This window comes from Mesorhizobium sp. LCM 4577 (assembly GCF_001854795.2).
Classification (GTDB): Bacteria; Pseudomonadota; Alphaproteobacteria; order Rhizobiales; family Rhizobiaceae; genus Mesorhizobium; species Mesorhizobium plurifarium.
The window spans coordinates 306,426-330,523 of sequence record NZ_MDDU01000035.1 but is presented as its reverse complement, the minus strand read 5'-3'; the positions used below and the strand labels follow the sequence as shown (position 1 = coordinate 330,523).

The 24,098-nt window shown below is 64.5% G+C and carries 18 protein-coding genes and 1 riboswitch; of the genes, 7 read left to right on the top strand and 11 right to left on the bottom strand.

Annotated elements, in window-relative coordinates; all coding sequences use genetic code 11:
- Positions 1–34: 34 nt before the first annotated feature.
- From LCM4577_RS26415 to mtnK, 7 genes are all read right to left on the bottom strand, one after another.
- Positions 35–3,439 carry an acyl-[ACP]--phospholipid O-acyltransferase gene (locus tag LCM4577_RS26415; RefSeq protein ID WP_071074114.1) on the bottom strand — a complete coding sequence of 1,135 codons (3,405 nt, stop codon included), beginning with the start codon at positions 3,437–3,439 and terminating at the stop codon, positions 35–37.
- Positions 3,440–3,905: 466 nt separating this feature from the next.
- Positions 3,906–4,631 (bottom strand): MgtC/SapB family protein, encoded by a 726-nt coding sequence (locus tag LCM4577_RS26410; RefSeq protein WP_071074113.1) that lies wholly within the window; start codon positions 4,629–4,631, stop codon positions 3,906–3,908.
- 117 nt (positions 4,632–4,748) lie between these two features.
- A complete protein-coding gene (locus LCM4577_RS26405) occupies positions 4,749–4,907 on the bottom strand; it encodes a hypothetical protein (protein ID WP_041009007.1) in 159 nt (52 codons plus the stop codon).
- 135 nt (positions 4,908–5,042) lie between these two features.
- On the bottom strand, positions 5,043–6,107 hold the full coding sequence (gene fba / locus LCM4577_RS26400) for a class II fructose-bisphosphate aldolase (protein WP_041005077.1): 1,065 nt from the start codon (positions 6,105–6,107) through the stop codon (positions 5,043–5,045).
- A 159-nt stretch (positions 6,108–6,266) separates the two neighbouring features.
- Positions 6,267–6,734, bottom strand: coding sequence for a 6,7-dimethyl-8-ribityllumazine synthase (locus LCM4577_RS26395; RefSeq protein ID WP_071035373.1), 468 nt, complete (start codon positions 6,732–6,734; stop codon positions 6,267–6,269).
- A gap of 80 nt (positions 6,735–6,814) precedes the next feature.
- A riboswitch (FMN riboswitch) is annotated at positions 6,815–6,959 on the bottom strand.
- Between the two features lie 302 nt (positions 6,960–7,261).
- Entirely contained in the window at positions 7,262–8,356 is a 1,095-nt protein-coding gene (gene mtnA, locus LCM4577_RS26390; RefSeq protein ID WP_071035374.1) for an S-methyl-5-thioribose-1-phosphate isomerase, read from the bottom strand.
- On the bottom strand, positions 8,353–9,621 hold the full coding sequence (mtnK, locus tag LCM4577_RS26385) for an S-methyl-5-thioribose kinase (RefSeq protein WP_071074112.1): 1,269 nt from the start codon (positions 9,619–9,621) through the stop codon (positions 8,353–8,355). The genes mtnA and mtnK overlap by 4 nt, the downstream gene beginning before the upstream one ends.
- A gap of 137 nt (positions 9,622–9,758) precedes the next feature.
- On the opposite strand from mtnK, the gene LCM4577_RS26380 reads away from it, so the two are divergent.
- The 3 genes from LCM4577_RS26380 to LCM4577_RS26370 all read left to right on the top strand — a co-directional run bounded on the left by LCM4577_RS26380 (position 9,759) and on the right by LCM4577_RS26370 (position 13,436).
- Positions 9,759–11,270 (top strand): sugar ABC transporter ATP-binding protein, encoded by a 1,512-nt coding sequence (locus LCM4577_RS26380; RefSeq protein ID WP_071074111.1) that lies wholly within the window; start codon positions 9,759–9,761, stop codon positions 11,268–11,270.
- Between the two features lie 78 nt (positions 11,271–11,348).
- Complete coding sequence (locus LCM4577_RS26375) at positions 11,349–12,344, top strand: ABC transporter permease (RefSeq protein ID WP_040988532.1); 996 nt, start codon at positions 11,349–11,351, stop codon at positions 12,342–12,344.
- Between the two features lie 39 nt (positions 12,345–12,383).
- Entirely contained in the window at positions 12,384–13,436 is a 1,053-nt protein-coding gene (locus LCM4577_RS26370) for a substrate-binding domain-containing protein (protein WP_040988534.1), read from the top strand.
- Positions 13,437–13,511: 75 nt separating this feature from the next.
- On the opposite strand, the gene LCM4577_RS26365 is transcribed toward LCM4577_RS26370, so the two are convergent.
- A complete protein-coding gene (locus LCM4577_RS26365; protein WP_116390176.1) occupies positions 13,512–13,751 on the bottom strand; it encodes a DUF1127 domain-containing protein in 240 nt (79 codons plus the stop codon).
- A 235-nt stretch (positions 13,752–13,986) separates the two neighbouring features.
- Between LCM4577_RS26365 and LCM4577_RS26360 the strand changes: the two genes are divergently transcribed.
- Positions 13,987–15,492: a winged helix-turn-helix domain-containing tetratricopeptide repeat protein gene (locus tag LCM4577_RS26360; RefSeq protein WP_071074110.1), complete on the top strand. Its 1,506-nt coding sequence runs from the start codon at positions 13,987–13,989 to the stop codon at positions 15,490–15,492.
- Between the two features lie 13 nt (positions 15,493–15,505).
- Here LCM4577_RS26360 and LCM4577_RS26355 read toward each other — a convergent pair whose 3' ends face one another.
- From LCM4577_RS26355 to LCM4577_RS26345, 3 genes are all read right to left on the bottom strand, one after another.
- Entirely contained in the window at positions 15,506–16,570 is a 1,065-nt protein-coding gene (locus LCM4577_RS26355) for a D-alanine--D-alanine ligase family protein (protein ID WP_071074109.1), read from the bottom strand.
- Between the two features lie 212 nt (positions 16,571–16,782).
- Positions 16,783–18,837 carry a bifunctional aldolase/short-chain dehydrogenase gene (locus LCM4577_RS26350; RefSeq protein ID WP_071074108.1) on the bottom strand — a complete coding sequence of 685 codons (2,055 nt, stop codon included), beginning with the start codon at positions 18,835–18,837 and terminating at the stop codon, positions 16,783–16,785.
- 81 nt (positions 18,838–18,918) lie between these two features.
- Positions 18,919–19,884: a sugar-binding transcriptional regulator gene (locus LCM4577_RS26345; protein ID WP_071074107.1), complete on the bottom strand. Its 966-nt coding sequence runs from the start codon at positions 19,882–19,884 to the stop codon at positions 18,919–18,921.
- 202 nt (positions 19,885–20,086) lie between these two features.
- On the opposite strand from LCM4577_RS26345, the gene LCM4577_RS26340 reads away from it, so the two are divergent.
- The 3 genes from LCM4577_RS26340 to LCM4577_RS26330 all read left to right on the top strand — a co-directional run bounded on the left by LCM4577_RS26340 (position 20,087) and on the right by LCM4577_RS26330 (position 23,994).
- A complete protein-coding gene (locus LCM4577_RS26340; protein ID WP_071074106.1) occupies positions 20,087–21,727 on the top strand; it encodes an acyl-CoA synthetase in 1,641 nt (546 codons plus the stop codon).
- 442 nt (positions 21,728–22,169) lie between these two features.
- Positions 22,170–22,775 carry a TetR family transcriptional regulator gene (locus LCM4577_RS26335; RefSeq protein WP_040988547.1) on the top strand — a complete coding sequence of 202 codons (606 nt, stop codon included), beginning with the start codon at positions 22,170–22,172 and terminating at the stop codon, positions 22,773–22,775.
- 85 nt (positions 22,776–22,860) lie between these two features.
- Positions 22,861–23,994, top strand: coding sequence for an efflux RND transporter periplasmic adaptor subunit (locus LCM4577_RS26330; RefSeq protein ID WP_371410080.1), 1,134 nt, complete (start codon positions 22,861–22,863; stop codon positions 23,992–23,994).
- Positions 23,995–24,098 lie beyond the last annotated feature (104 nt).

The following is a 24,098-nucleotide window of genomic DNA, read 5'->3' as shown; positions in this document are numbered from 1 at the left end:
CCGCGCTTGCCGCGGGCCTGTTCATACATTCAGGTCAGGCGGCCTTGACCTTCAGTTCTTCCTCGCCGCGCACCATCCTGGTCACGCCGGCGAAGTCGAGCTTGCCGGAACCGAGCACCGGCACTTTCGGCACGATGCGCACTTCGGCCGGCACCATCAGGTCCATGGCGCCGTTCGCTTTGGCGAAGGCCAGGAAGTCGGCGCGGGTGGCGCCGGACGCCTCCGTGATCAGGATCAGCTTCTCGCCCTTGCGCGCGTCGGGCATCGTGGCGACGGCCGACAGCGAGCCTTTCCACAGTTCGCCCGCCAGCGCCTCGACCGCGGCAAGAGAAACCATCTCGCCGCCGATCTTGGCGAAGCGCTTGGCGCGGCCGCGGATCGAGATGAAGCCGGCGTCGTCGACCGTGACGACGTCGCCGGTGTCGTGCCAGCCGTTTTCCAGCGGCTCGATGACGCCCGGATTCTCGGCGCGCAGATAGCCGGCCATGACGTTCGGTCCGCGCACGAAGAGCCGGCCGCCTTCGTCGACGCCGGGGACCGGCTCGAGGCGATATTCCATGCCGGGCATGATTTTGCCGACGCTGCCCGATTTGTTGTACATCGGCGTGTTGATGGCGATCACCGGCGCGGTCTCGGTCACGCCATAGCCTTCCAGGATGCGCAGACCGAACTTCTCCATATAGGTCGTGCGCGTGGCGGCCTTGACCGGTTCCGCGCCGGCGAAGCAGTAGCGCACCGAGCGGAAGTCGTACGGATGCGCCGTGCGGGCGTAACCGGAGAGGAACGTATCGGTACCGAAGATGATCGTCGCGTTCGACCCGTAGATCAGTTCCGGCACGATGCGGTAGTGCAGCGGCGAGGGGTAGAAATAGACCGGCACGCCGGAGATCAGCGGCAGCACCGTGCCCGCCGTCATRCCGAAGGAGTGGAAGATCGGCAGCACGTTGAACACCTTGTCGCCCGAATGGAAGTCGATGCGCGAGGCGGCCTGCGCGGCATTGGCCAGGATGTTGCGGTGGGTGAGCACCACGCCCTTGGGCGTGCCTTCCGAGCCGGAGGTGAACAGGATCGCTGCCGGATCGTCCGCCTTGCGCGCCACTCGCGGCGTCGTCTTGCGCAACAGGCCGAGCAGCTTGTCCTTGAGGCCGATCGTGGCCCGCAGGTCGTCGAGCCAGACGATGTCGACCGAGCGGCCGATCTCCTCCACCACCGGCCCGAGCTTTGCTTGTTCGACGAAGGCCCGGGAGGTGAGCACGGTGCGCACCTCGGCGGCCCTGCAGGCCGACAGGATGTTGGCGGCACCGGCGGTGAAGTTGATCATCGCCGGCACCTTGCCGGCCGACATGACGCCGAGCAGCGTCGCGCAGGAGCCGTTGGCGTTGGGCAGCATGATCCCCAGCGTCTCTTGTCCCGCATAGAGATGCTCGAACTTCTCGCCGAGCACTGCGGCGGCGGTCAGCAACTTGCCGTAGCTCAGCGAACCCGTGACAGGATCCTGCACGGCAAGCTCCTTCAAGCCGCGCTCATTGGCCGTCTCGATGATCTTCTCAAGCACCGTCTTGCCGATGTCCTGGGTGCGGAAGACGAGGTCCGACATCACCTGATAGAGCGCGGAACCCGCCGCGGCGCGCCGCTGGCGCCCCTTCAATTCCTGCGCGACTTCGAGCTTCACCGGTTCCAGGATGGTCACCTTGACCTTCGGGAACAAGCGGCGGCGCACATGCTGCGAGGAGAGCCGCGAGAAGTAGCTCTTCTCCAGCCCTTCGATGCGCACCGGCACCACCATCGAGCCGGTCTTGTCGGCGACCATGGCGGCGCCGTCATAGACCTTCATGAGGCCGCCGGTGACGGTGATGCGGCCTTCCGGGAAGATGACCAGCGGATCGCCGCCCTGCACGATCTTGATCAGCGTGCGGGTCGACATCGGCTTCGCCGGATTGAGCGGCAGCGCACGCGCAAGCTTCATGAACGGCTTCATCCACCAGGCCTGCGCGATCGTGTAGTCGATGGCGAAGACCGGCTCCTCGTCGGTGAGCGTCAGCGCCAGCGGGCCGTCGAGGAAGCTGACATGGTTGAGCGCCAGGATCGGCGCCTTGCCGGCCGCCTTGAGATTGTCGAGCCCTTCGACCTCCAGCCGCAGGAAGGCGCGGAACAGGATCGAGACGAAGTCGCGGAACGGGTTTGTCGGCAGGAATTTCAGCATCAGCCAGGCGGCAATCGCGTTGGCGACGACGAGGCCGAACAGGATGCCCGCGATCGAGACGCCCGCCGCCTGGATGGCCGCGACAAGGATGCCGCCGACAGTCATGAAGCCGGCATTGACGATGCTGACCGCCGCGACGACGCGGGCGCGGCGCGCTTCCGGCGACCAGGCCTGCACGGCGGCGAAGGTCGGCACCACCAGGAATGCGGCGGCAATGGCCATGCCGGCGAGGTCGATGGCCACACGGATGGTGTTCGGTCCGGCGAAGAAGGACGAAAGGCTGGCGGCTGTCGGCGAAGGCTGCATGCTGCCGATGGTCCATGCGAGATGCAGGCCGAACAGCGCCATCAGCGCGGTACCGACCGGCGCGGGCAGCAGCACCATGCGGCCCTGCGACATCCAGGCGGCGATGGCCGAGCCGATGGCGATGGAGACGGCGAAGACCGCAAGATAGGCGGTGACCGCGATCTCGTTGCCGCCAAGCGAATCCTTGATCATCGCTGGCAAGATCGAAAGCACGATGGCGCCGACCAGCCAGAACCAGGAGGTCATCAGGCCGGCGCGCCAGATGCGCATGTCGGTGCGCAAGTCGGCGACCTGCCGCCAGGTCGAGCGGAAGATGTTCTTGTCGATGGTGAGGTTGGGAGCGGCCGAGCCGGTGGCAGGAATGTAGCGGCTAACGAACCAGCAACCGACGGCCAGCGCCATCATGATCGGCCCGAACACGGCAACCCCGATGCCGTCGGCGGAAACGACGCCCCCGGCGATGGTGCCGCCGAGGATCGCCGCGAAGGTGGCTGACTCGATCCAGGCATTGGCCTTGGGCAGTTCCTTGCGCTCGAGATGATCGGGCAGGATGCCGTATTTGATCGGTCCGAACAGCGCCGAGATGATGCCGAACATCAAGAGCGCCGTCATCAGCACCGGGATCGAGGACAGCGCGATGCCGGCGACGGCGACGGCAGCCGCGGCGATCTCGATGAATTTCAGCCGACGTGCGATGAGCGCCTTGTCGAAGCGGTCGGCGATCTCGCCGCCCAGCGCCGAAAGCAGCAGGAAGGGGGCCATGAAGATGGCGCCGGCCAGCGTCACCAGCGACGCGGCCTGATCCTTCGCCAGCGTGAAGAGAATGAGGAACACCAGCGTGTTCTTCAGGAAATTGTCGTTGAAGGCCGAGAGGAATTGCGTCCAGAAGAGAGGCGCGAAGCGCCGCGACATCATCAGATGGGTGTTCATGGCAATTTCCATTGGGCAAGTCCGGCCGGCAATCCGATTGGACTGAGCGGACACTTGCGCGGTTTGAGCCTTGTTTATCGGGAAGCGGTTAAGCTTCGTTACTGCGATCGAACCCAGTCCATTTGTTTCTTGTTCTTGGTGCATGGAATCGGTCGTCCGCGACCGGTCTCCAGGCCTTCCAGGCACTAGACTGTTTGCGGGCTTGGCTGTCGGCGGGCATCGATATGATCCTTTCGTTTCAGCGTTAAGCCGGATCGGCGCCGGTCTGTTTCAGGCCGGATACATTACTTTGAACGGCGTTCACGATCGCACCATAGCACATCGTGAACGACGTTCAAGAGAAAAATGAACGACGTTCACACCGCTCGAGGCATGGTCAACAAAGCGAGCAGGCTGGTATGGAAGTGCTGGGCTTGTTCTCCGGCGGCGGTCCACACCAGCGCGGAAGGAGGCAGGTGAACCCTGCTCACATGGGCTTTTCGCCGATCACCTCGAACCGCTCAACCGTGCAATGCTCGGCGACCACGCCCAGCACGTCGGTTGAAGGCTGGTCCGCATCCGGCTGCTTCCAACGGATTTGGAAGCAAAACACGAAACGGTTGCCGATGGCGTCATGCTCGATGYCGACGAGGCGGGCATCGTAGCCGAGTGTCCGTATCATTCCATGGAGGTCGGGCGGCGAGCTGTTCGGCCATGAGACCGAAAGCATCGCCTTGTGCTCGCGCGAAATCTTGAGGTCGACCCATTTCAACCCCTGCAGCGTGACCAGAGTCAGTACCGTCGCAATCGCGCCGAGGCCGTACTGGCCGCCGCCGAAGGCAAGGCCGATCATCGTCATGATCCACATCGTGGCGGCGGTGGTGACGCCGGTGACGAGATCGCCCCGCCGCAGGATCGCGCCGCCGCCGATGAAGCCGACGCCGGTGAGCACGCCGAGCGCGAAACGCATGACGTCCATGCGTACGAAGGAATCCGGCCCTTTGCCGGAGACATCGAGAAGCATGTTGGCCTGGACCATGGCAACGCAGGCCGCCAGGCCGACCAGTATGGTCGTGCGCAGCCCGGCGGAGTGGCCGCGCGCCTCGCGATTCAAACCGATGAGAAACCCTGCCAGCAGTGTGACCAGCAGCCGCCCGACAAGGTCCGGCCAGGTCGGGTGAARCGGCATGTCGCAGCAAAGCGTCTCGAACATGGTCCCGATGGGGCGCTGAAAGGTCGCCGCGCCTCAGTTTCGTCTGCGACGTTCAACTGGCGGAGCCGGTGATGGTTCCTTGGCCCAAGCTCGGGTTTCCGCGGTCGACAACCACCTTCAATGGGCGGCGAGGCTGACCACCAGCGCCAGAACCACGATGCCCACCAGCCCCGCGATGAAGATGATGCGCTGAGCGCGCGTGCGCAGGATGATCTCGCCCTGCCGGGCATTCTGGCCGGAGAAGACCGGCCCTTCGTCGTCGCGCTCCTTGCTCATGACCTGCTCCTTCCTTTCGATGGGTGTGGAAGGTGTCTGAGCAGGAACCGATTTGTCGGCGTGAAGTTCCGCCGCGTTTCGGCAAGGCGGATATCCGCGACCGGGGGATCGAACCGGTCGCGGGGAGTGATCGGCTCAGCCGAATTTCGGGTCGAGGCTGCCCGACTTGTAGCGCTTGGCCATGTCGGCCAGCGGGATCGGCTTGATCTTCGGCGCATTGCCGGCGGTGCCGAACTGCTCGAAGCGCTCCTTGCAGAGCTTCTTCATCGCAGCCATGGCCGGCGTCAGATATTTGCGCGGATCGAACTCCGACGGGTTCTCCGTTAGCACCTTGCGGATCGCGCCGGTCAGCGCCATGCGGTTGTCGGTGTCGATGTTGATCTTGCGCACGCCATGCTTGATGCCGCGCTGGATCTCTTCCACCGGCACGCCCCAGGTCGGCTTCATCTGGCCGCCATATTTGTTGATGATCTCCTGCAGCTCCTCCGGCACCGAGGACGAGCCGTGCATGACGAGATGCATGTTGGGCAGGCGGCGGTGGATCTCCTCGATCACGTTCATCGCCAGCACCGCGCCGTCCGGCTTGCGCGAGAATTTGTAGGCGCCGTGGCTGGTGCCCATGGCGACCGCCAGCGCGTCGACATGCGTGTCGCGCACGAACTGCTCGGCCTGTACCGGATCGGTCAGCAACTGATCGTGGCTGATCGCGCCCTCGACGCCGTGACCGTCCTCCTGCTCGCCGCCGCCGCTCTCCAGCGAGCCGAGCACGCCGATCTCGCCTTCCACCGAAACACCGCCCCAATGCGCCATGTCGACGACGCGCCGCGTGATTCCGGAATTATAGGCATAGTCGGCCGGCGACTTTCCGTCCTCCTTCAGCGAGCCGTCCATCATCACCGAGGTGAAGCCGTACTGGATCGCGGTGACGCAGGTCGCTTCGTTGTTGCCGTGGTCGAGATGCATGCAGACCGGAATGTCGGGATGGATCTCGACCAGAGCGTCGATCAGCTTGGCCAGCACCACGTCATTGGCGTAGGCGCGCGCACCGCGGCTGGCCTGCAGGATGACCGGCGACTTGGTCTCCTCGGCCGCCTCCATGATGGCGAGCCCCTGTTCCATATTGTTCATGTTGAAAGCAGGCACGCCGTAGCCGTGTTCGGCGGCATGGTCGAGCAATTGTCTCAGTGTGATGCGAGCCAACGAATAGTCTCCGTATCTGGTTGCAGGCACAATTCACTACGGCCGGGTGTGACCGACCGACTTGCTTCTGGCCGGATTTCCGACGGACCGCAACCACTCTCGTTGCGACCCTGGAATCCAAATCGGTTTAGTATCGGATACGGCCGCGCGCGAAGCGGTTCAAGCCGCGATGCGTGCGCGCGCGGCGAGGATTTCGACGCAGGCCTTCGCCGCTTCCTTGCCCTTCACGGTGAAATGCTCGTGGAAGAAGCGGTGATGCTCGGCGCTGTCATGGTAGTTGTGCGGCGTCAGCACCGCCGACAGCACCGGCACGCCGGTCACGAGCTGCACGTCCATCATGCCGTCGATGACGGCGCCCGCCACGAAGTCGTGCCGGTAGATGCCGCCATTGACGACGAAGGCGGTGCCGAGGATCGCGGCATAGCGACCCGTCTCGGCAAGCGTCTTGGCGTGCAGCGGGATCTCGTAGGCGCCCGGCACGTCGAAGATCTCGACGGCAAAGCCGCCAAGCGCGGCGAGCTCCGCCTCGAACGCCGTCACGCATTGGTCGACGATGTCGGCATGCCAACGCGCCCGGATGACGGCGACACGACGAGCAGTATGGTCTTTGAGAAAATGCTGATTCATGGGTCCTTCCTTCCGTTTCGAACCAGAATCAGGACGCACGACGCAAAAACGCGGCCCGCGCGAGCGGACCGTCTTTTAGCGATCGTTCTCTTCCATCCGGACTGTAACCGTCGGCCCCGGAATCGCACCGGATCTGCTGACCCTCCTGTTACCGGGAGGCGCTCGCGGGCTTGAGCCGAGGCTCTTACCGCCGGTGGGGACTTTCACCCCGCCCTGAGAACATTAACGCGGGTTTTATGGAAGGGCAGAATGGCGCTGTCAATTGGCGATTGGCCAATCCTTCCCTTGTAGGGATGCCCGGCAGGGGCGGCGCTGTCCCGCCAACGTATCTATGCTTGGGTTCCTCGCCCCGCCGAAGGCGGGGAGAGGTGTCCGCGAAGCGGACGGAGAGGGGCCTTCGTAGGGTGCTCCCCTCTCCGTCTCGGCTTCGCCGAGCCACCTCTCCCCACTTTCGTGGGGCGAGGAACCTTGATCCTGCGACGCCGCGATACTTCGCGCCCCCTCTGTCCTGCCGGACTTCTCAGCCGTCACCCGCGCTCCGGAAACATCGCCTTCAGCCCCTCGCGCGAGGCCTTGGCAACGCCGCGCTCGGTGATCAGCCCGGTCACCAACCGCGCCGGCGTCACGTCGAAGGCGGGGTTCGCCGCCGGCGTCGCATCGGGCGAGACGCGCACCTGCGCGACCTTGCCGTCCGCCGTCTTGCCCCACACCAGCGAAACCTCGTCGCCGGAGCGCTCCTCGATCGGGATTTCCTTCAGCCCGTCGGCCACGGTCCAGTCGATGGTGGGCGAGGGCAGCGCGACGTAGAAGGGCACGTCGTTGTCGGCGGCGGCCAGCGCCTTCAGATAGGTGCCGATCTTGTTGCAGACGTCGCCATTGGCGGTGGTGCGGTCGGTGCCGACGATCACCATGTCGATGTCGCCATGCTGCATCAGGTGGCCACCGGCATTGTCGACGATCAGCGTGTGCGGCACGCCGTGGCCGGCCATCTCCCAGGCGGTTAGCTGGGCGCCCTGGTTGCGCGGCCTGGTCTCGTCGACATAGACATGCACCGGAATGCCGGCCTCGGTCGCCAGATAGATCGGCGCGGTGGCGGTGCCGTAGTCGACGGTCGCCAGCCAGCCGGCATTGCAATGGGTGAGGATGTTGACCGTTTCGCCCGGCTGCTTGCGCGCCGCGATCTCCTTGATGATGGCAAGACCGTTCTCGCCGATGGCGCGGTTCAGATCGACATCCTCGTCGGCGATCTCGGCGGCGCGCCGGTAGGCAGCCTCCGCGCGCTCTGCCGGTGCCAAGGGCTTCAGGAAGCGCCGCATCTCGTCCAGCGCCCAGCGCAGGTTGATCGCCGTCGGCCGAGTCTTGTGAAGCTTCTCCCACACCGCGTCGAGCGCTTCGTCCGACGGGTCGTCCTGCATCTGGATGGCGACGCCATAGGCAGCGGTGACGCCGATCAGCGGCGCGCCGCGCACCCACATGTCGCGGATCGCGGTGGCGATGCCGGCGACCGTTTCGATCCTCTCGATGCGGAACTCATGCGGCAGCCAGCGCTGGTCGATGATCTCGACCGACCGCTTGTCGTCGCTGAGCCAGATGGTGCGGTAGTGGCGTTCGCCGACGTTCAAAGGCTCTTCTCCTGTTCGATCAGCGCGGCGAGATTGTTGACCTCGTCGATGCTGTGGATCTGGCGCCGGTTGACGGCGATATGGCGGCCGAAGCGCAAAGCCTTGGCCTCACATCTGGCGCGCAGGTCTTGATCGGCAATGGTCTCGAAATCGGCATTGTGGGCGAGGCCCAGGATGCGCCGGTGCACCTCGATGCCGGCAAAGCCGAGCAGGTCGGTCCAGATGGAATGCAGCATGTGGTCGAGCGCCTGTTCTGAGCCGAGCATGTCGCCCTGATCCTCGAACAGGCTTCTCTGGTAGAGGATGCCGCTGCGCTCGGTCCGCCACAGATGGGCGAACTCGGCGCGGAAGGTGGCCCAGGTCTCAGCTGTGACGCCGAGCAGATAGGCACGCATCGAGTCCCGGCTGCCCTTCTCCTCATGCCCGCGCTGCGAGAAGAAGGCCATCCAGAAATTGGCGAGCAACATGCCGACGTCGAAGGCGATCGGGCCATAGAAGGCGAACTCCGGATCGATCATCCGGGTCTCTGTGTCCGTCACCATGATCGAGCCCGAATGCAAATCGCCATGCAGCAGCGTCTCGGCATTGGCGGCGAACAGATGCTTCAGCCGCTGCGCCTCGACCTTGAGGTCGCGGTCGGCGCGCAGCTCCGCCACCAGGCCGTCGAGCTGCGGGCTGGTGTGGCGGTTCATCTTGGCGTCGAAATAGGGATCGGAGAACACCAGGTTCTCGGTGATGTCGCAAAGCTCGACATTGTCGGCGAACAGCGCGAGGWCGGCCTTGCGCTCTTTCGTCACCATCGAGAGATCCGAGCCACGGAACAGCGTGCGGGCCATGAACAGGCCGATGTCGCGCGCGATGTTAGGCAGTTCGCGACCGTCGATCAGCGCGCGCCGCAGGATGACGTGCGGCGGCGCCAGATATTCCATGACGATCAGCGCCTGGGTCTCGTCGAAATGGTAGATCGCCGGCACCGAGCCGGGCGCACGGCGCTCTTGCCGCGTCAGCGCATGGTATTCGAAGAAGGAGCGTTTGAGCGGCAGCGGCCAGCTGTCGCCGACCAGCCGCACATAGGGCAGCGCCTGCTTGACCACTGCCGCGCCCTGGTCGCCCTCGACGATGAAGACGAGGTTGAGATTGCCGTCTCCGACCTCCTGAACCTTCCAGCGGCTGGCGTCCCTGCCGATGCGCCCGGTCAGCGCCGCGGTCCCGCCAAGGCGCTTCGGCAGCGTTTCCACCGACAATGCTTCGAACTTCCCGGTCATGCTCTCCCCTCCTGCGCGTGGTTTCCGACGATAGCGGAGCCACGGCGGCGGGGCCAAGCTAGGAAGCTCACTGGCAAATGTCAATCGTGTTGACAATTGCCGAATGAGCCCATAGCGTCACGATCCGGGAGGAATGGATGGGCGCAGATGCCGTGTTCCATGTGGAGGGCCTGAGGAAATCCTTCGGCCAGAACGAGGTGCTTGGCGGCATCTCGCTCGACCTCTTTGCGGGCGAGGTGACGGTGCTGATGGGCGCCAACGGCGCCGGCAAGTCCACCCTGGTCAAGATCGTCAGCGGCGTCTACGAACGTGGCGCCGGCTCGATGAAACTCGCCGGCCAGGCCTTCGATCCGCAGACCCCTGCCGAAGCCATCCGCGCCGGCGTCGTCACCGTGCACCAGAACATCAATGACGGCGTGGTCGCCGACCTCGATGTCGCCACCAATCTGACGCTCGACCGGCTGAGCGGCAAAGGTGCGTCGTTGCTGTTCAAACCTGCCAATGTCCGGGCTGAGGCGAGGGCGGTTGCCGACCGCATGGGGCTCGCCCTCGACCTCAGGGCGCGCGTCAGCGACTTGTCGTTGGCCGATCGGCAGATGGTCGCCATCGCGCGGGCCATGGCGCATCAGCCCAAGGTTCTGATCCTCGACGAGCCGACCTCCTCGCTGTCGAGCGCCGAAGCCGATCGGCTGTTTTCGCTGATCGACCGGCTGCGCGGGCAGGGCGTCGCCATCCTCTATATTTCGCATCGCATGTCCGACATCAGGCGTCTCGCCGACCGCATCGTGTCGATGCGCGACGGCGTCGTCTCCGGCGTCTTCGACAAGCAGCCGCTCGACTATGAGGGTGCGGTCAATGCCATGCTCGGCCGCAAGATCCACCTCGACAGGGTCGTCGCCCGGAGCTCGGCGCGCGCGGTTTTCACCGCCGAAGGCCTGCAGCTCGCGCATGGAGCAAAGCCGATCTCGATGACGCTCGGCGCCGGCGAGGTGGTGGCGATCACCGGCCTTGTCGGCGTCGGCAAGACGGCTTTGGCGGAAACGCTGTTCGGCGTGCGCCGGCCGCTCGCCGGCACCATGCATATGGATGGCAAGCCATACGCGCCGGGCTCGGCGCGCGAGGCGATCGCGGCCGGAGCTTTCCTCGTCGCTAAGGACCGCGCAGCGAGCGRCATCGTCGGCGGCTTCAACATCGAGCGCAACATCAGCCTGCCGTTCCTCAAGCGCATGTCGGGCTTCGGCGTCATGAAGAAGCGCGCCGAGCGCGTCGCCGCCCGCCGCCAGATCGACGAGCTCGGCATCGTCTGCCGCTCGGAGAAGGACGAGCTGTCGGCGCTGTCCGGCGGCAACCAGCAGAAGGTGATGGTGGCGCGCTGGATGTCGCAGGCCTCGCGGCTCTTCATCCTCGACGAGCCGTTCCAGGGCGTCGACATTTCGGCGCGCCGCGACATCGCCGCCAAGCTCAGGGCAAGCGCCGACAGCCGCGCCACGCTCATCTTCGTCACCGAGATCGACGAGGCGCTGGAGACCGCCGACCGCATCCTGGTGATGTCGGAACACACGGTCGTCGGCGAGCACCGCAACGGCGACATCGACCTCGACCGGCTGCTGGCGGAAGTGGCCGGCGGGCCGCTGAATAGTGCTGCGTGAGATCGTGCGAATGACGAGACTTGGAGTGCGGGCATGAGTTCCAGTTTGGCGGAGAGGGCAACAGCGCGGGAGCGTTCGATGACATTGCGTGACTATGCCATCCGCTACGGCTTCATCGTCCTGCTGGTCGGGTTGATCGCCTATTTCGCGATCGCCGCCGATGGCTTCGCCTCGCCGCAGAGCGCCGTCTTCATCTTCCAGTCGGTGGCCATCACCGGCGTGCTGGCGCTCGGCGTCACCGCGACGCTGGTCGTCGGCGGTTTCGACCTGTCGATCGGCTCGGTCGCGACCAGCGCCATGATGGCGGCTTCCTATGCCATGGTCGTACTGGAGCAGAACGCCATCGTCGCCGTCATCGCCTGCCTGGTCATCGGCGTCATTGTCGGCCTGATCAATGGCTGGCTGATCGTCTATATGCGTGTGCCCGATCTTCTGGCGACGCTCGGCATGATGTTCCTGCTGCTTGGCCTGCAGCGCATTCCGACCGAAGGCCGCTCGATCGCCACCGGCATGACCATGCCCGACGGTTCGGTCGCCAACGGCAAGTTTTCGGAAGCTTTCCTGGCGCTCGGCCGCCACCGCATCGACTTCTTCATCCCGAACTTGATCCCGGTCTCGGTGGTCGTGCTCGTCGTGCTCGCGCTGCTGATCTGGTTCTTCCTCGAATACACCCGCTTTGGCCGCATGATGTATGCGGTCGGCTCCAACGAGAGGGCGGCCGAGCTCGCCGGCGCGCCTGTCAAGGCATACAAAATCTGGGCCTACGTCATTTCGGGAGTTTTTGCCTCGATCGGCGGGATTTTGCTCGCCGCCCGGCTTGGACGCGGCGATATCGCCTCGGGTAATAATCTGCTGCTCGACGCTGTCGCCGCGGCGCTCATCGGCTACGCGGTGCTCGGCGCCGCCAAGCCCAACGCCTTCGGCACCGCCGTCGGCGCGGTGTTCGTCGGCGTCCTGCTGCAAGGCCTGACGATGATGAACGCCCCCTATTACACGCAGGATTTCGTCAAGGGCGCGGTGCTCGTCGTCGCCCTTGTCTTCACCTTCGCCCTTTCCGGCAGGGGCAAGAGATAGTTTCGACCGGGGCATTGAGACAAAACGGAGGAAAAGGAAGTGAGCATCACAAGAAGACTTTTGGGGAAGGCGGCGCTCGGCCTCGCCGGCGCGGCGCTGCTGATGCAGGGCACGGCGTTGGCGGCGGACAAGCCGGCGCCGTTCGACAAGCCGGGCGTCAAGATCGCGCTGGTGCGGTATCTGTCGACCGGTGACTTCTTCCAGGCCTATCTCTCGGGCGTCGAGGCGCAGGCCAAGGCGCTCGGCGTCGACCTGCGCGTGCTGGACAGCCGCCAGGATGCAGCGCTCCAGGCCGACATGGTCGACCAGGCGATCGCGCTCGGCGTGCAGGGCATCATCATCCAGCACGGCCTGACGGAATCGATGAAGGACGCCGCCCAGCGCGCGGTCGACGCAGGCATCAAGGTCGTCGCCTTCGACGTCAATGTCGAGAACCCGAAGATCCCGCAGATCGAGCAGTCGGACAAGGACCTCGCCAGGCTCGCGCTCGAGCAGGCGGTCAAGGACAACGGCGAAAGCTGGAAGGCAGGCTATGTCTATGTCGCCGGCATCGCCCCGCTCGACCGCCGTAACGAGACCTGGGTGGACGTGAAGAAGAAGTATTCGGGCATCAACGAGGTCGCCATGTTCGGCACGCTCGACAATCCGATCGCCAACTCGGTCGCCAACCAGGCGCGCTCGGTTCTGCAGGCGCATCCCGACATCAACGTGATGTTCGCGCCCTATGACGAGTTCGCCAAGGGCGTGAAGATCGCCGTCGACGAAGCCGGCCTGAACAAGAAGATCAAGATCTATTCAGCCGATATCTCGACCTCGGATATCGCCGCGATGCGTGAGCCGGACAGCGCCTGGGCCGCCACCGCAGCCACCAACCCGGCTGTCGTCGGCCAGGTCTCGGTGCGCGCCCTGGCACAACTGCTCGCCGGCGAGGATCCCGGYCACAACGTGATCGTGCCGCCGACGCTGATCACCCAGAAGGAGCTGATCGACAAGGACATCAAGAACATGGAAGACCTGTCGGCCAAGCTGCCGCAGTTCGCCCATGCCGATGTCGCGATGCCGGCCTGGATGCCGAACCCGAACGCCAAGTAAGGTTCAGCTCATCACAAATGAAGAGAGCGGTCCTGTGGGCCGCTCTCTGTCGTTCTATCTGAGCCGCCCCGGGCCTCATCGCTGCCAGAACGGCAGTTTGGCGATCTCCGCCTCGACCTCTTTCCTCGTCAGCCCGATGTCGTCGATCAGATGCGGATTGTCCGTCGCGATCCGCTTGAGCTCGAAACGGAAATAGGCCTGTTCGCGGCGCAGCGCGATGAGGCTGCGCAAGGCCGCCAGGCTGTAGCGCCGGCGGCTCTTGATCTCGGCTGGGCGCGCCGCCAGGGGTGCGCAAGTCGCAAGAATATCGTTCATGGCAACCTCCATGCAGTAGAGGGTTTGGAAACCCGTGGTCTGATTGAGATAGCAGTGTGCCGCAGCCAGCCGGCGGCGTAATTAAGCCCTCCCAAATAGTTCTCAAAACTTCCAAATCGATCTGAGCGTTTCACCGTTTCACGGAAACGGCGAAACGCTCTATCCCTTTGTTTTTACGCAATTCCAGGCGGAAAAGCGCTCACACTTTTCCTGGAATTGCTCTATAGATCGCCGCATGCAGCGATCGCGCTTTGCCTTTGGACCGTTCGTGCTTGACCCGGGCGCGGGAACGCTGCTTCGGGGCGATGTTCCCGTTGCCGCAGGTCACCGTGGGCTGAAGCTGCTCGAAGCGCTCGTCGCGCGCCCGGGCGAGATCCTGGGCAAGGCCGAGCTGATGGACGCGGCTTGGCCTGGCACGGCCGTCGAGGAAGGCAATCTCACCGTCCAGATCGCGCAACTCAGGAAACTGCTCGGTCCGGCGACCGGTGGCGGCGAGTGGATCGCGACGGTGCCGCGCGTCGGCTATCGCTTCACCGGTACCGTCGAACAGTCCGGCGCCACGCGCAAAACCTTGCCGTTGCCCGACAAACCGTCGATCGCCGTGCTGCCCTTCGTCAATCTGAGCAACGATCCCGAGCAGGACTCTTTCGCCGACGGCCTGACCGAGGACCTGATCACCGATCTTTCGCGGATTCCGGGCCTGTTCGTCATCGCCCGCAACTCGGTGTTTGCCTATAAGGGCAAGGCCATGGACGTGCGCGCTATCGCCGGCGAGCTCGGCGTGCGCTATCTGCTGGAAGGCAGCGCCAGGCGCGCCGCCGGGCGTGTGCGGATCAACGCGCAGCTGATCGATGCGCTGAGCGGCGAGCATCTCTGGGCGGAGCGGTTCGATCGCGGCCTGGAAGACATTTTCGCCGTTCAGGATGAGGCGACCGCCAAGATCGTCGAGGCGCTGCTCGGGCGGCTGCGCGCGCCGCCGGTGCGCAACCGGCCGAAGAACCTCGAAGCCTATGATCTCGTCGTGCGGGCGCGAAAGATGTTCGACGAGTCGCCGCAGATGGCGCGCGAGGCGCATCTGATGCTGACGCGCGCGATCGCACTCGATCCCGACTACGCCGAGGCCTATCGCTGGCTCGCCATGAATTACTGGATGAGCTGGGTGCATTGGGGCGAGCCGTTTGAGCCTGCTCGCAGCACAGCCCTGGAGTTGGCGCGCAAGGCCGTGGCGATCGACCCCAACGATGCCGGTTGCCGCTGGGTTCTAGCGAACCTTTTTGCCTATGAACGCGACTTCGAGCAGTCCGAGGCGGAATTCGCCAAGGCGATCGAGCTCGACCCGAACGAGGCCGATATCTGGGCGACATTATCCGATATCGACGTGCTGGGCGGGCGGATAGACGAGGGCCTGGAGCACATCCGCAAGGCGTTCCGGCTGAACCCATTTCCGCCGAGCTGGTACTATCTCACACTCGGCCAAGCGCAGTATGCGGCCCGCGATTACGAGGCCGCGGTTGAGACGCTGCGCCGCGACGAGACCTATCGCACCAGCTCACGCCGTTTCCTGGCGGCAGCTCTGGCGCAGCTCGGCCGCCTGGACGAGGCGCGCACCGAGGTTACCCTGTTCCTTGTCGGCAATCCGCATTTCTCCACGCAGCGCTGGGTCGACACGGAGCCGTTCCGTGACGACGCGACGCTTGAGCATTTCGTCGACGGCTTCCGCAAGGCCGGCCTGCCGGAGTGAAGCCGGCATAACCTCAACGGCCGGCGCGCGCCAACCCGTGCGCCACTAGGCGGTCGATGACCTCCGGGTAGCTGACGCCGCTGGCCGCCATCGCCTTGGCGTACATGCTGATGTTGGTGAAGCCGGGAATGGTGTTGAGCTCGTTGATCAGGAAATTCATGTCCGGCATCAGGAAGAAATCGACACGGGCCATGCCGTCGCAGCCGAGTGCCCGGAATGCCCTGGCGGCCATATCGCGCATGGCGCTCTCGACCTCCAACGGCAGCTCGGCCGGYACGATCAGGGCCGCGCCGTTCTCGTCGATGTATTTGGCATTGTAGTTGTAGAAGCCGTGGCTTTCCGCGGGCACGATCTCKCCTGGACGCGAGACGAAGAGCTCGCCCGTGGGGCTCTCCAGCACGCTGAACTCGATCTCGCGTCCACGAACGAATTCCTCCGCCAGCAGCTTGCTGTCGTGCTGGAACGCCTCTGACAGCGCGCGATCGAATTCCTGGCTGCCATTGACCTTTGCCACACCAACCGACGAGCCCTGCCGCGCCGGCTTGATGAACAGCGGCAGGCCGATTTGCTCCTCCAGTTCGGCGAGTGAAGGCGCGGCACCTTCACCGATGGTCACCGAGCGGGCGACAGGCACGCCCGCCGCCTTCAGCAGCCGCTTGGCGACGTCCTTGTCGAGCGCCGTCGCCGAGCCGAGGATGCCGCAGCCGGCGAGCGGCACGCGCGCCACCTCGGCCGCTCCCTGCACCGCGCCGTCCTCGCCATGCAGGCCGTGCAGCACCGGAAACAGGATGTCGAGGGCGGGCAGGTCGTGGGGTGCGCCGCCGGCAGGGATCGCCAGCATCCGCCCATGCCCGCCCGGCACCAGGCAGAGCTGTGTGCCAGCCGACGGCGTCGCCAGCGCGCCGTCTTCGAAGCGGCTCAGCAGCCACTGCCCTTCGCGGGTGACGAAGATCGGGACCGCATCGTATTTCGCCAGGTCCAGCGCGGCCATCACGTTGGCCGCCGAAAGCAGCGACACCTCATGCTCCGCGGAACGCCCGCCGAACAGCACAGCGATACGAAGTCTTTTTGCGGGCATCGACAACTCCACCAATGATCAGGGTTGGAGCTCGCATGCGAAACACCAGACATCCCCTTCAACCGTAGTAAGCGGAGGATTGGAGTGGGACTTTGACCGGTTGCAGCAGTTTTTCAGCAGAAGCGCGAAAGGCGCTCCGCTCTGAGAGGCGATAATACGAGGAGGGCGGTTCGTCGTTTTCGTGAAACGACGAACCGCTGCAACGGTACTCGTCAGCGCAGCGCCGCCGCGATGTTGCCGCCGTCCACCGTCGTCACGTCGGCGGTGGTGCGTTCGGCCAGCGCCTGATGCAGGAAGGCCTGCGCCACGTCGTCGGCCGTCACTTCCTGTCCGAGCAGATTGCCGGACATGTATTCCTTTTCCGATACGCCGCGCGCGCCGGAACGGCTGGCGATCATGGCGTCGGTCAGAAGACCTGAGCGGATGCGGTCGGCATTCACCGCATTGGAGCGGATGCCATAGGCGCCGTAGTCCAGGGCGTATTGCCTGGACAGGAACAGCGTCGCCGCCTTCGGAATGCCGTAGGCGCCGAATTTCGGGCCGGGATTGATCGCCTGCTTGGAGGTGTTGAAGAGCAGCACGCCGCCGGTGCCCTGTTCCAGCATGATGCGCACCGCGTTCTGCGCCGCCGACTGGTGGGCGAAGAAGTTGAGCTCGAAACTCTTGCGCAAAGTGGCGTCATCCAGTTCGCCGATACGGCCTTCCCAGGCGGCGCCCGCATTGGAGACCAGGATATCGACGCCGCCATAGACGGCGACCGCCTTGTCGAAGGCGGCGCGCATCTCCGCAGGCTTGGTGATGTCGGCGCCGACGCCGATCGAGCTGTTGCCGGCCGCCTTGGCCGCTTCCGCGGCCTTGGCGGCGTCGAGATCGACGATGACGGCATGCGCGCCGTTGGCGGCGAACAGCTTTGCCGTCGCGGCGCCGATGGCGCCGGCGCCGCCGGTGATCAGCACCACCTGGCCGGTCAGCGGCTTCGGCTTGTTGGAGGCGAGCTTGGCTTGCTCGAGAGACCAGTATTCAAGCGGGAAGAGATCCGCCTTGGAGAGCGGATGGAAATTGCCGATGGCTTCCGCACCGCGCACCGCTTCGATCYACATCTCGCCGACATCCGACGCGATCTTCGCATCCTTCAGCGTGCGGCCATGGCCGAACATGCCCAGCCCCGGCACCAGCGTCAGGCGCGGCATCGGGTCGAGCATGGTGCGCTTGACGTCGTCCAGCGCGTCATTGGTCTCGAAATAGGCGGTGTAGTCCTTGACGAAGGCCTCGACATGGCTGCGCACCACGGCCTTGTAGTGGCCGAGCTTGTCGGCGTCGGGCGCCGGCACGGCCATCGGCCCGGTCTTGATGCGGATCGACAGATCCGGCGTCGAGACGCCGCGGCCGGCATAGTCGGCGATCTTCGCCGAATTGATGAAATCGACGATCGAGTCCGATGTGCGGAAGTCGCTGATCATGCGGTCGAAGCGGCCTTCGCCGCGCGCCACGGCCACGGCGCCGCGCAGCGTTGGCGCGATGTCGCTCGGCTTGGCGAGCTTTGCCGGCAGCGCGGCCTTGGGCGCCTGCGGCTTGCCGTTTTTGGCGACATAGTCCTCGGCCATCGTCACATAGTGGATCATGCGGTCATAGGCCTGCCTGGCGTCGTCGCCGAAGGTGAAGATGCCGTGCTTGTCGAGGATAAGGCCTTCGACGCTGGGGTCGGCGTCGAAGACTTCCGCCGCGACCTTGGCGAGGTCGAAGCCCGGCTTGATGTAAGGCACATAACCCATCTTGTCGCCGAACACGGCCTTGATCAGCGGTTTGCTGTCTTCCTGGTCGACAATGGCGAGGATCGCCGTCGAATGCGTGTGGTCGACAAACTTGTGCGGCAGGAAGGCATGCAGCAGCGTTTCGACCGACGGGTTGGGCGAGGATGGGTCGATGAGGTTGGAACGCTGCAGCGCCACCATATCCTCGTCGGCGAGCGTTTCCAGAGAGCGCGCCTTGAGCAGCGCGCCCATCTTCACCGCCGGCAGGCCTTGCGGCTCGATGACCGCCATGTCCCAGCCGCTGCCCTTGACGCACAGCACGTCCCATTCGTCGCCGACGAGATCGGTGGCCTTGGTCTTGCAGGATGTGTTGCCGCCGCCGTGCAGCACCRGCCGCGGCTCGCCGCCGAGCAGGCGGGTCGTATAGACGCGCAGAGCAAGATCGCGGCCGACCCCCTTCTTGGCATAATCGGCAACCATCTTTTCCGCGTCGGCGTCATTCCAAAGATTCTTCATGTCGATYCGTCCGATACTCGTCTTTTTTGCTCATGAACAGAAAGCCGCGACGCCTGTATGACAGAAGCGGCGAGGGGATTTCTAAGAGGCCTTCTTGGTTGCCTCGCCGGCGTGCTGCAGCAGGCGCTCGGCCATATGCGCGCCGATCACCAGATGCGTGCACAGTCCGCCGGCGATGGCCGAAAGCAGCGGTTCGAACTTGGTGTCTTCCTGCACCACCATCAGCCGCTTCTCGATGGCGCGGAGCGAGGCGAGCTCGGCGGAGATGACGCGCCGGTTGTAGCTGCAGTCGAGCACCTCGCCCGTGGCGTCGATGATCTGCCCGGCGATGACGCCTGCCGCCCCCTGGCTGCGCAGCGCTTCCATCTCGGCCGGCGACAGCGCGCCGCATTTCACCAGATGACTGTCGKCATCGACCGCGCCGAYGGAATAGAGCGCCAGATYGCATTCGGCGATGCCGGCCAGTTGATCGCGGATCACCGGCTCGGCGCGCAGGCTCTTCGCCAGCTCTTCCGTCGACAGCACCAGCGGCGCATAGAAGTTCAGGCCCTTGGCGTTGAGCCGCCGCGCGATCTCCATCGTGCACTGGTCGGGCCGGTAGGAATAGGGCGCGCCGAGATTGCCGCAAAGCTGCACCACGGTGACGTCCTGCAGGTCGGCAAAGGACATGATGTCGGCGATGGTGTAGACGGTGCGGCCCCAGGCGACGCCGATGCGGTCGCCCTTCTTCACCAGCTCGAGGAAGACGCTTGCCGCCAGCACCGCGATATCGGTCGAGGGATCGGCCAGATAGGCGTTTTCCGGCGCGATCCATACGGCGTCGAGCCCGAAGGCGTCTTCAACCTTGCGCGCCATGACGTCGTCGGTGAAGAGCTGCGTCGAGGTCGAGATGTTGACGATGCCGGTCTCGCGCGCCTTGCGCAGATACATGGCGACCGAGGCGCGTGAAATGTTGAGCTGGCTCGCCACTTCGTCCTGGCGAAGGCCATGCGCATAGTAAAGCCAGGCGGCCTTGTGGATGAGCTGTTCTGCCGGTCTGATCGCCATGCCGCCTCCTCGGCTGACATTAGTCACGGCTCTCGACAAAAGTCAAATTTGGGTGAGCGGAGGCGCTTTCCTGTCAGCACGGCTCAACGTGGATCGCCGTTCTGTCAAGGGGTCAGATCATAGCATTTTCAGCCATTCGAAGGGATAGCGTGACAGCGGACCTGAGGTTAGAAGGTTCGAAAAGAACTTTGGGGAGAACGGGATGGCCAATCCCTACGAACAGGATCTCGACAGGAACGCCGCCAACCACCAGCCGCTGACGCCGCTCACTTATCTTCAGCGCGCGGCCAAGACCTATCCCGACCACATAGCCATCATTCATGGCAGCCAGCGCATCACCTATCGCGATTTCTGGCGCCGCTCGCTGAAGCTCGCCTCGGCGCTTGCCAAGCATGGCATCGGCAAGGGCGACACGGTGACCGTGATGCTCTCCAACACGCCGCCGATGCTGGAAGCGCATTTTGGCGTGCCGATGGTGAAGGCGGTGCTGCATTCGCTGAATACCCGTCTCGACGCCGCCGTCATCGCTTTCCAGCTCGACCATGCCGACTCGAAGGTGCTGATCGTCGACCGCGAGTTCTCGGGGGTCGTCAGGGAGGCTCTGGCGCTGGCCAAGGCCAAGCCCTTGGTCATCGACTATGATGACCCCGATTATGCCACCGACGCTCCCTATCCGAAGGGTGACCGGATCGGCGTGCTCGATTATGAGGACTTCGTCACCGCAGGCGACGAGACTTACGCCTGGTCGATGCCGGATGACGAGTGGGACGCCATCTCGCTCAACTACACGTCCGGCACGACCGGCAATCCGAAAGGCGTCGTCTATCATCATCGTGGTGCCGCGCTGATGGCCTACACCAACACCATCCATGCCGGCATGGCCAAGCACGCGGTCTATCTCTGGACGCTGCCGATGTTCCATTGCAACGGCTGGTGCTTCCCCTGGACCTTGGCCGTGCAGGCCGGCACCCATGTCTGCCTGCGCTGGGTGCGGGCGAAGCCGATATATGACGCCATCGCCGACCATGGCGTCACCCATCTCTGCGGCGCGCCCATCGTCATGTCGGTGCTGATCAACGCGAAAGACGAGGACAAGCGCCAGTTCCCGCAGACCGTTACCTTCAACACCGCCGCGGCGCCGCCGCCTGAGGCCGTGCTGTCCGGCATGGCCGATGCCGGCTTCGCAGTCACCCATCTCTACGGCCTGACCGAGACCTACGGCCCGGCCGTCGTCAACGAATGGCACAATGAGTGGGACGCGCTGGAGAAGGGGCCCAGGACGGCGAAGAAGGCGCGCCAGGGCGTGCGCTATGCCGCGCTCGAAGGGCTGACGGTGATGAACCCGGAGACCATGGTGGAGACGCCGGCCGATGGCGTGACCATCGGCGAGGTCATGTTCCGCGGCAACATCGTCATGAAGGGGTACCTCAAGAACAGGAAGGCGACCGACGAGGCCTTCGCCGGCGGCTGGTTCCATTCCGGCGATCTCGGCGTCATGCACCCGGACGGCTACATCCAGCTCAAGGACCGCTCGAAGGACATCATCATTTCCGGCGGCGAGAACATCTCCTCCATCGAGGTCGAGGACGCGCTCTACAAGCATCCCTCGGTCGCGTCCTGCGGTGTGGTTGCCCGCGCGGACGACAAATGGGGCGAGGTGCCGGTCGCCTATGTCGAACTGAAGCCCGGCAAGACCGCGACAGAGGYGGAGATCATCGAGCATTGCCGCGGTCTGCTGGCGCGCTTCAAGGTGCCGAAGGCGGTGGTGTTCGCGGAGATCCCGAAGACCTCGACGGGGAAGATCCAGAAGTTTCGGCTGAGGGAGATGGCGAAGGGGGCGTAGTTCTCGCCCCAACATGGCCGTGACGTCGACAGTTTGCGCCAGCGCCCGCGACGTCGTCATCCTAGGGTGGAGCAGTCGCGCAGCGACGTCGCGGAAACCCTAGGATCCATGCCGTTACCTTGCGGCCGCGCTCCGGCGGTTGAAAATGGCTTGCGGCGAATGGGCAGCCCAATCGTCGTAACTTCTTGATCTGCCTTCGTTCTTYGGTCTACGTCACGGCATGGATCCTAGGGCCTGCGCGCGTCGCTTCGCTCCTTGCTCCGCCCTAGGATGACGACCTCATCGGTGTCGGCTGCCAGTCGGAAGCGCCGATTGAAGGCCTAGCAACTGTCACCATCTGTCACCAAATTATACGCGTACGTCGATTTCGCGTTGACTCCCCGCCGCTTTCGTTTTACGACTGACGAAAATTAAAATTCGTCACTCATCAAACGAAAGCGCCATGTCCGAAGCCGCCAACATCGTGGCAGATCCCGCCAGACAGGAGAATGTGACCCGCATTCTCGACTGCGCCGAGCGCTTGTTCCGCCACTACGGCTACGGCAAGACCAACGTCGCCGACATTGCCCGCGAGCTCGGCATGTCGCCGGCCAACATCTACCGCTTCTTCGCCTCCAAGGTGGAAATCCACCAGGCCGTCTGCGGCCGCATGCTCGGCGCCAGCTACAAGATGGCCTACGAGATTATGCACCTGCCGGTCAGCGCCGAGGAGCGGCTGCGCCGCTACATCCATGCCCAGTACAAGATGACGCTGGAGGTCATGCTCGACCAGGAGAAGGTGCATGAGATGGTCATCGTCGCGCTGGAGCGCGACTGGGGCGTCATCGATGCGCATGTGAACAGAATCCACGACCTCTATGCCGAGGTGATCCGCGAGGGCATCGAGGCCGGCGAGTTCAGGGAGCAGGATCCGGAGACGGCCTCGCGCTGCTTCGGCGCCGCGACGGTCATTCTGTGCCATCCGCAGATGGTGGCGCAGTGCCTTGCCAAGACCAACCGGGCGATGCCCGACGAACTAATCGACTACGCCATCAGAGCTTTGAAATAGCCGTCGCCCGCCGGGCGCGGTTTCGACAAATCATCTCCAGTTCGGGAGTGCTAAGGTGTCTTTGTCCAGTTCCATCTTCCGCAGGCTGCCGGCCGTCGGCCTCCCAACCGCCGCCGTCATCGCGGCAGCGCTCGGCCTTGCCGGCTGCAGCCAGGAGAAGGCCGAGGTCGTCCAGGAGATCGTCCGGCCGGTGAAGGTGGTCGAGATCGGCGAGGCGCAGACCACCCGCCAGCTCGACTATTCCGGTTCGGTGCGCGCCCGCACCGAGATGAATCTCGGCTTCCGCATCGCCGGCAAGGTCACCGAGCGTCTGGTCGATATCGGCCAGCATGTGAATGAAGGCGACGTGCTCGCCCGTATCGATCCTGCCGACTACGAATTGTCGGTGAAGAGCGCCGCGGCCAGCCTCGACGCCGCCGAGCGCCAGGTCGAGACCGTCGACCTCGCCAGGAAGCGCGCCGAACAGCTCTACGCCAAGAACTTCGCGCCGAAGTCGCAGCTCGACCAGGCGCGGCTGACCTATGACCAGGCTGTGGCGACCCGCGATGCCGCGCGCTCGACGCTGGCCCAGGCGCAGAACCAGGTCCAATACGCCGATCTGAAGGCCAGCAAGAACGGCATCGTCACCGCCATCTCCGCCGATGTCGGCCAGGTGGTCGCCGCCGGCACACCGGTCATGACCGTCGCGGTCGACGGCGAGAAGGAAGTGTCGATCGCGGTGCCGGAGATGGACATTGCCGGCTTCAAGCCCGGCAAGGAGGTCAAGGCGAGCTTCTGGTCGGACGACGGGCTTACTCTCGACGGCAAGGTCCGCGAGGTCGCCGGTAGCGCCGATCCGCAGTCGCGCACCTTCGCTGTCCGCGTCTCGCTGCCCAACGATCCGCGCGTGCTGCTCGGCATGACCGCCAACGTCCAGGCGATCGTTGGCAGTAAGACCCAACTTGTGTCGATCCCGCTGACGGCGATGACCGAGAAGGACGGCAAGCAGATCGTCTGGACGGTCGACCGCGCCTCCGACACGGTGCATCCGCGCCCGATCAAGGTCGCCAACTTCACCGCCGACGGTGTCGCCGTGGCCGATGGCCTGAAACAGGGCGACGTCGTGGTCGCGGCCGGCACCCAGTTCATGACCGAGAACCTGAAGGTCAAGCTTTCCGGCGACGCCCAGCAATCCGCCTCGGCGGAGGGTGACGTCGCGACGACGAGTAGCCTGCACTGATGCTTGTCGCCCAAAAGTGCGAAGCGGTTTTGGGACAACGACATGCATCGAACTAAGACCTGAAGTCAGGCGCAACAGACGCCTTTCCCGCTCTCGCTGCGTCG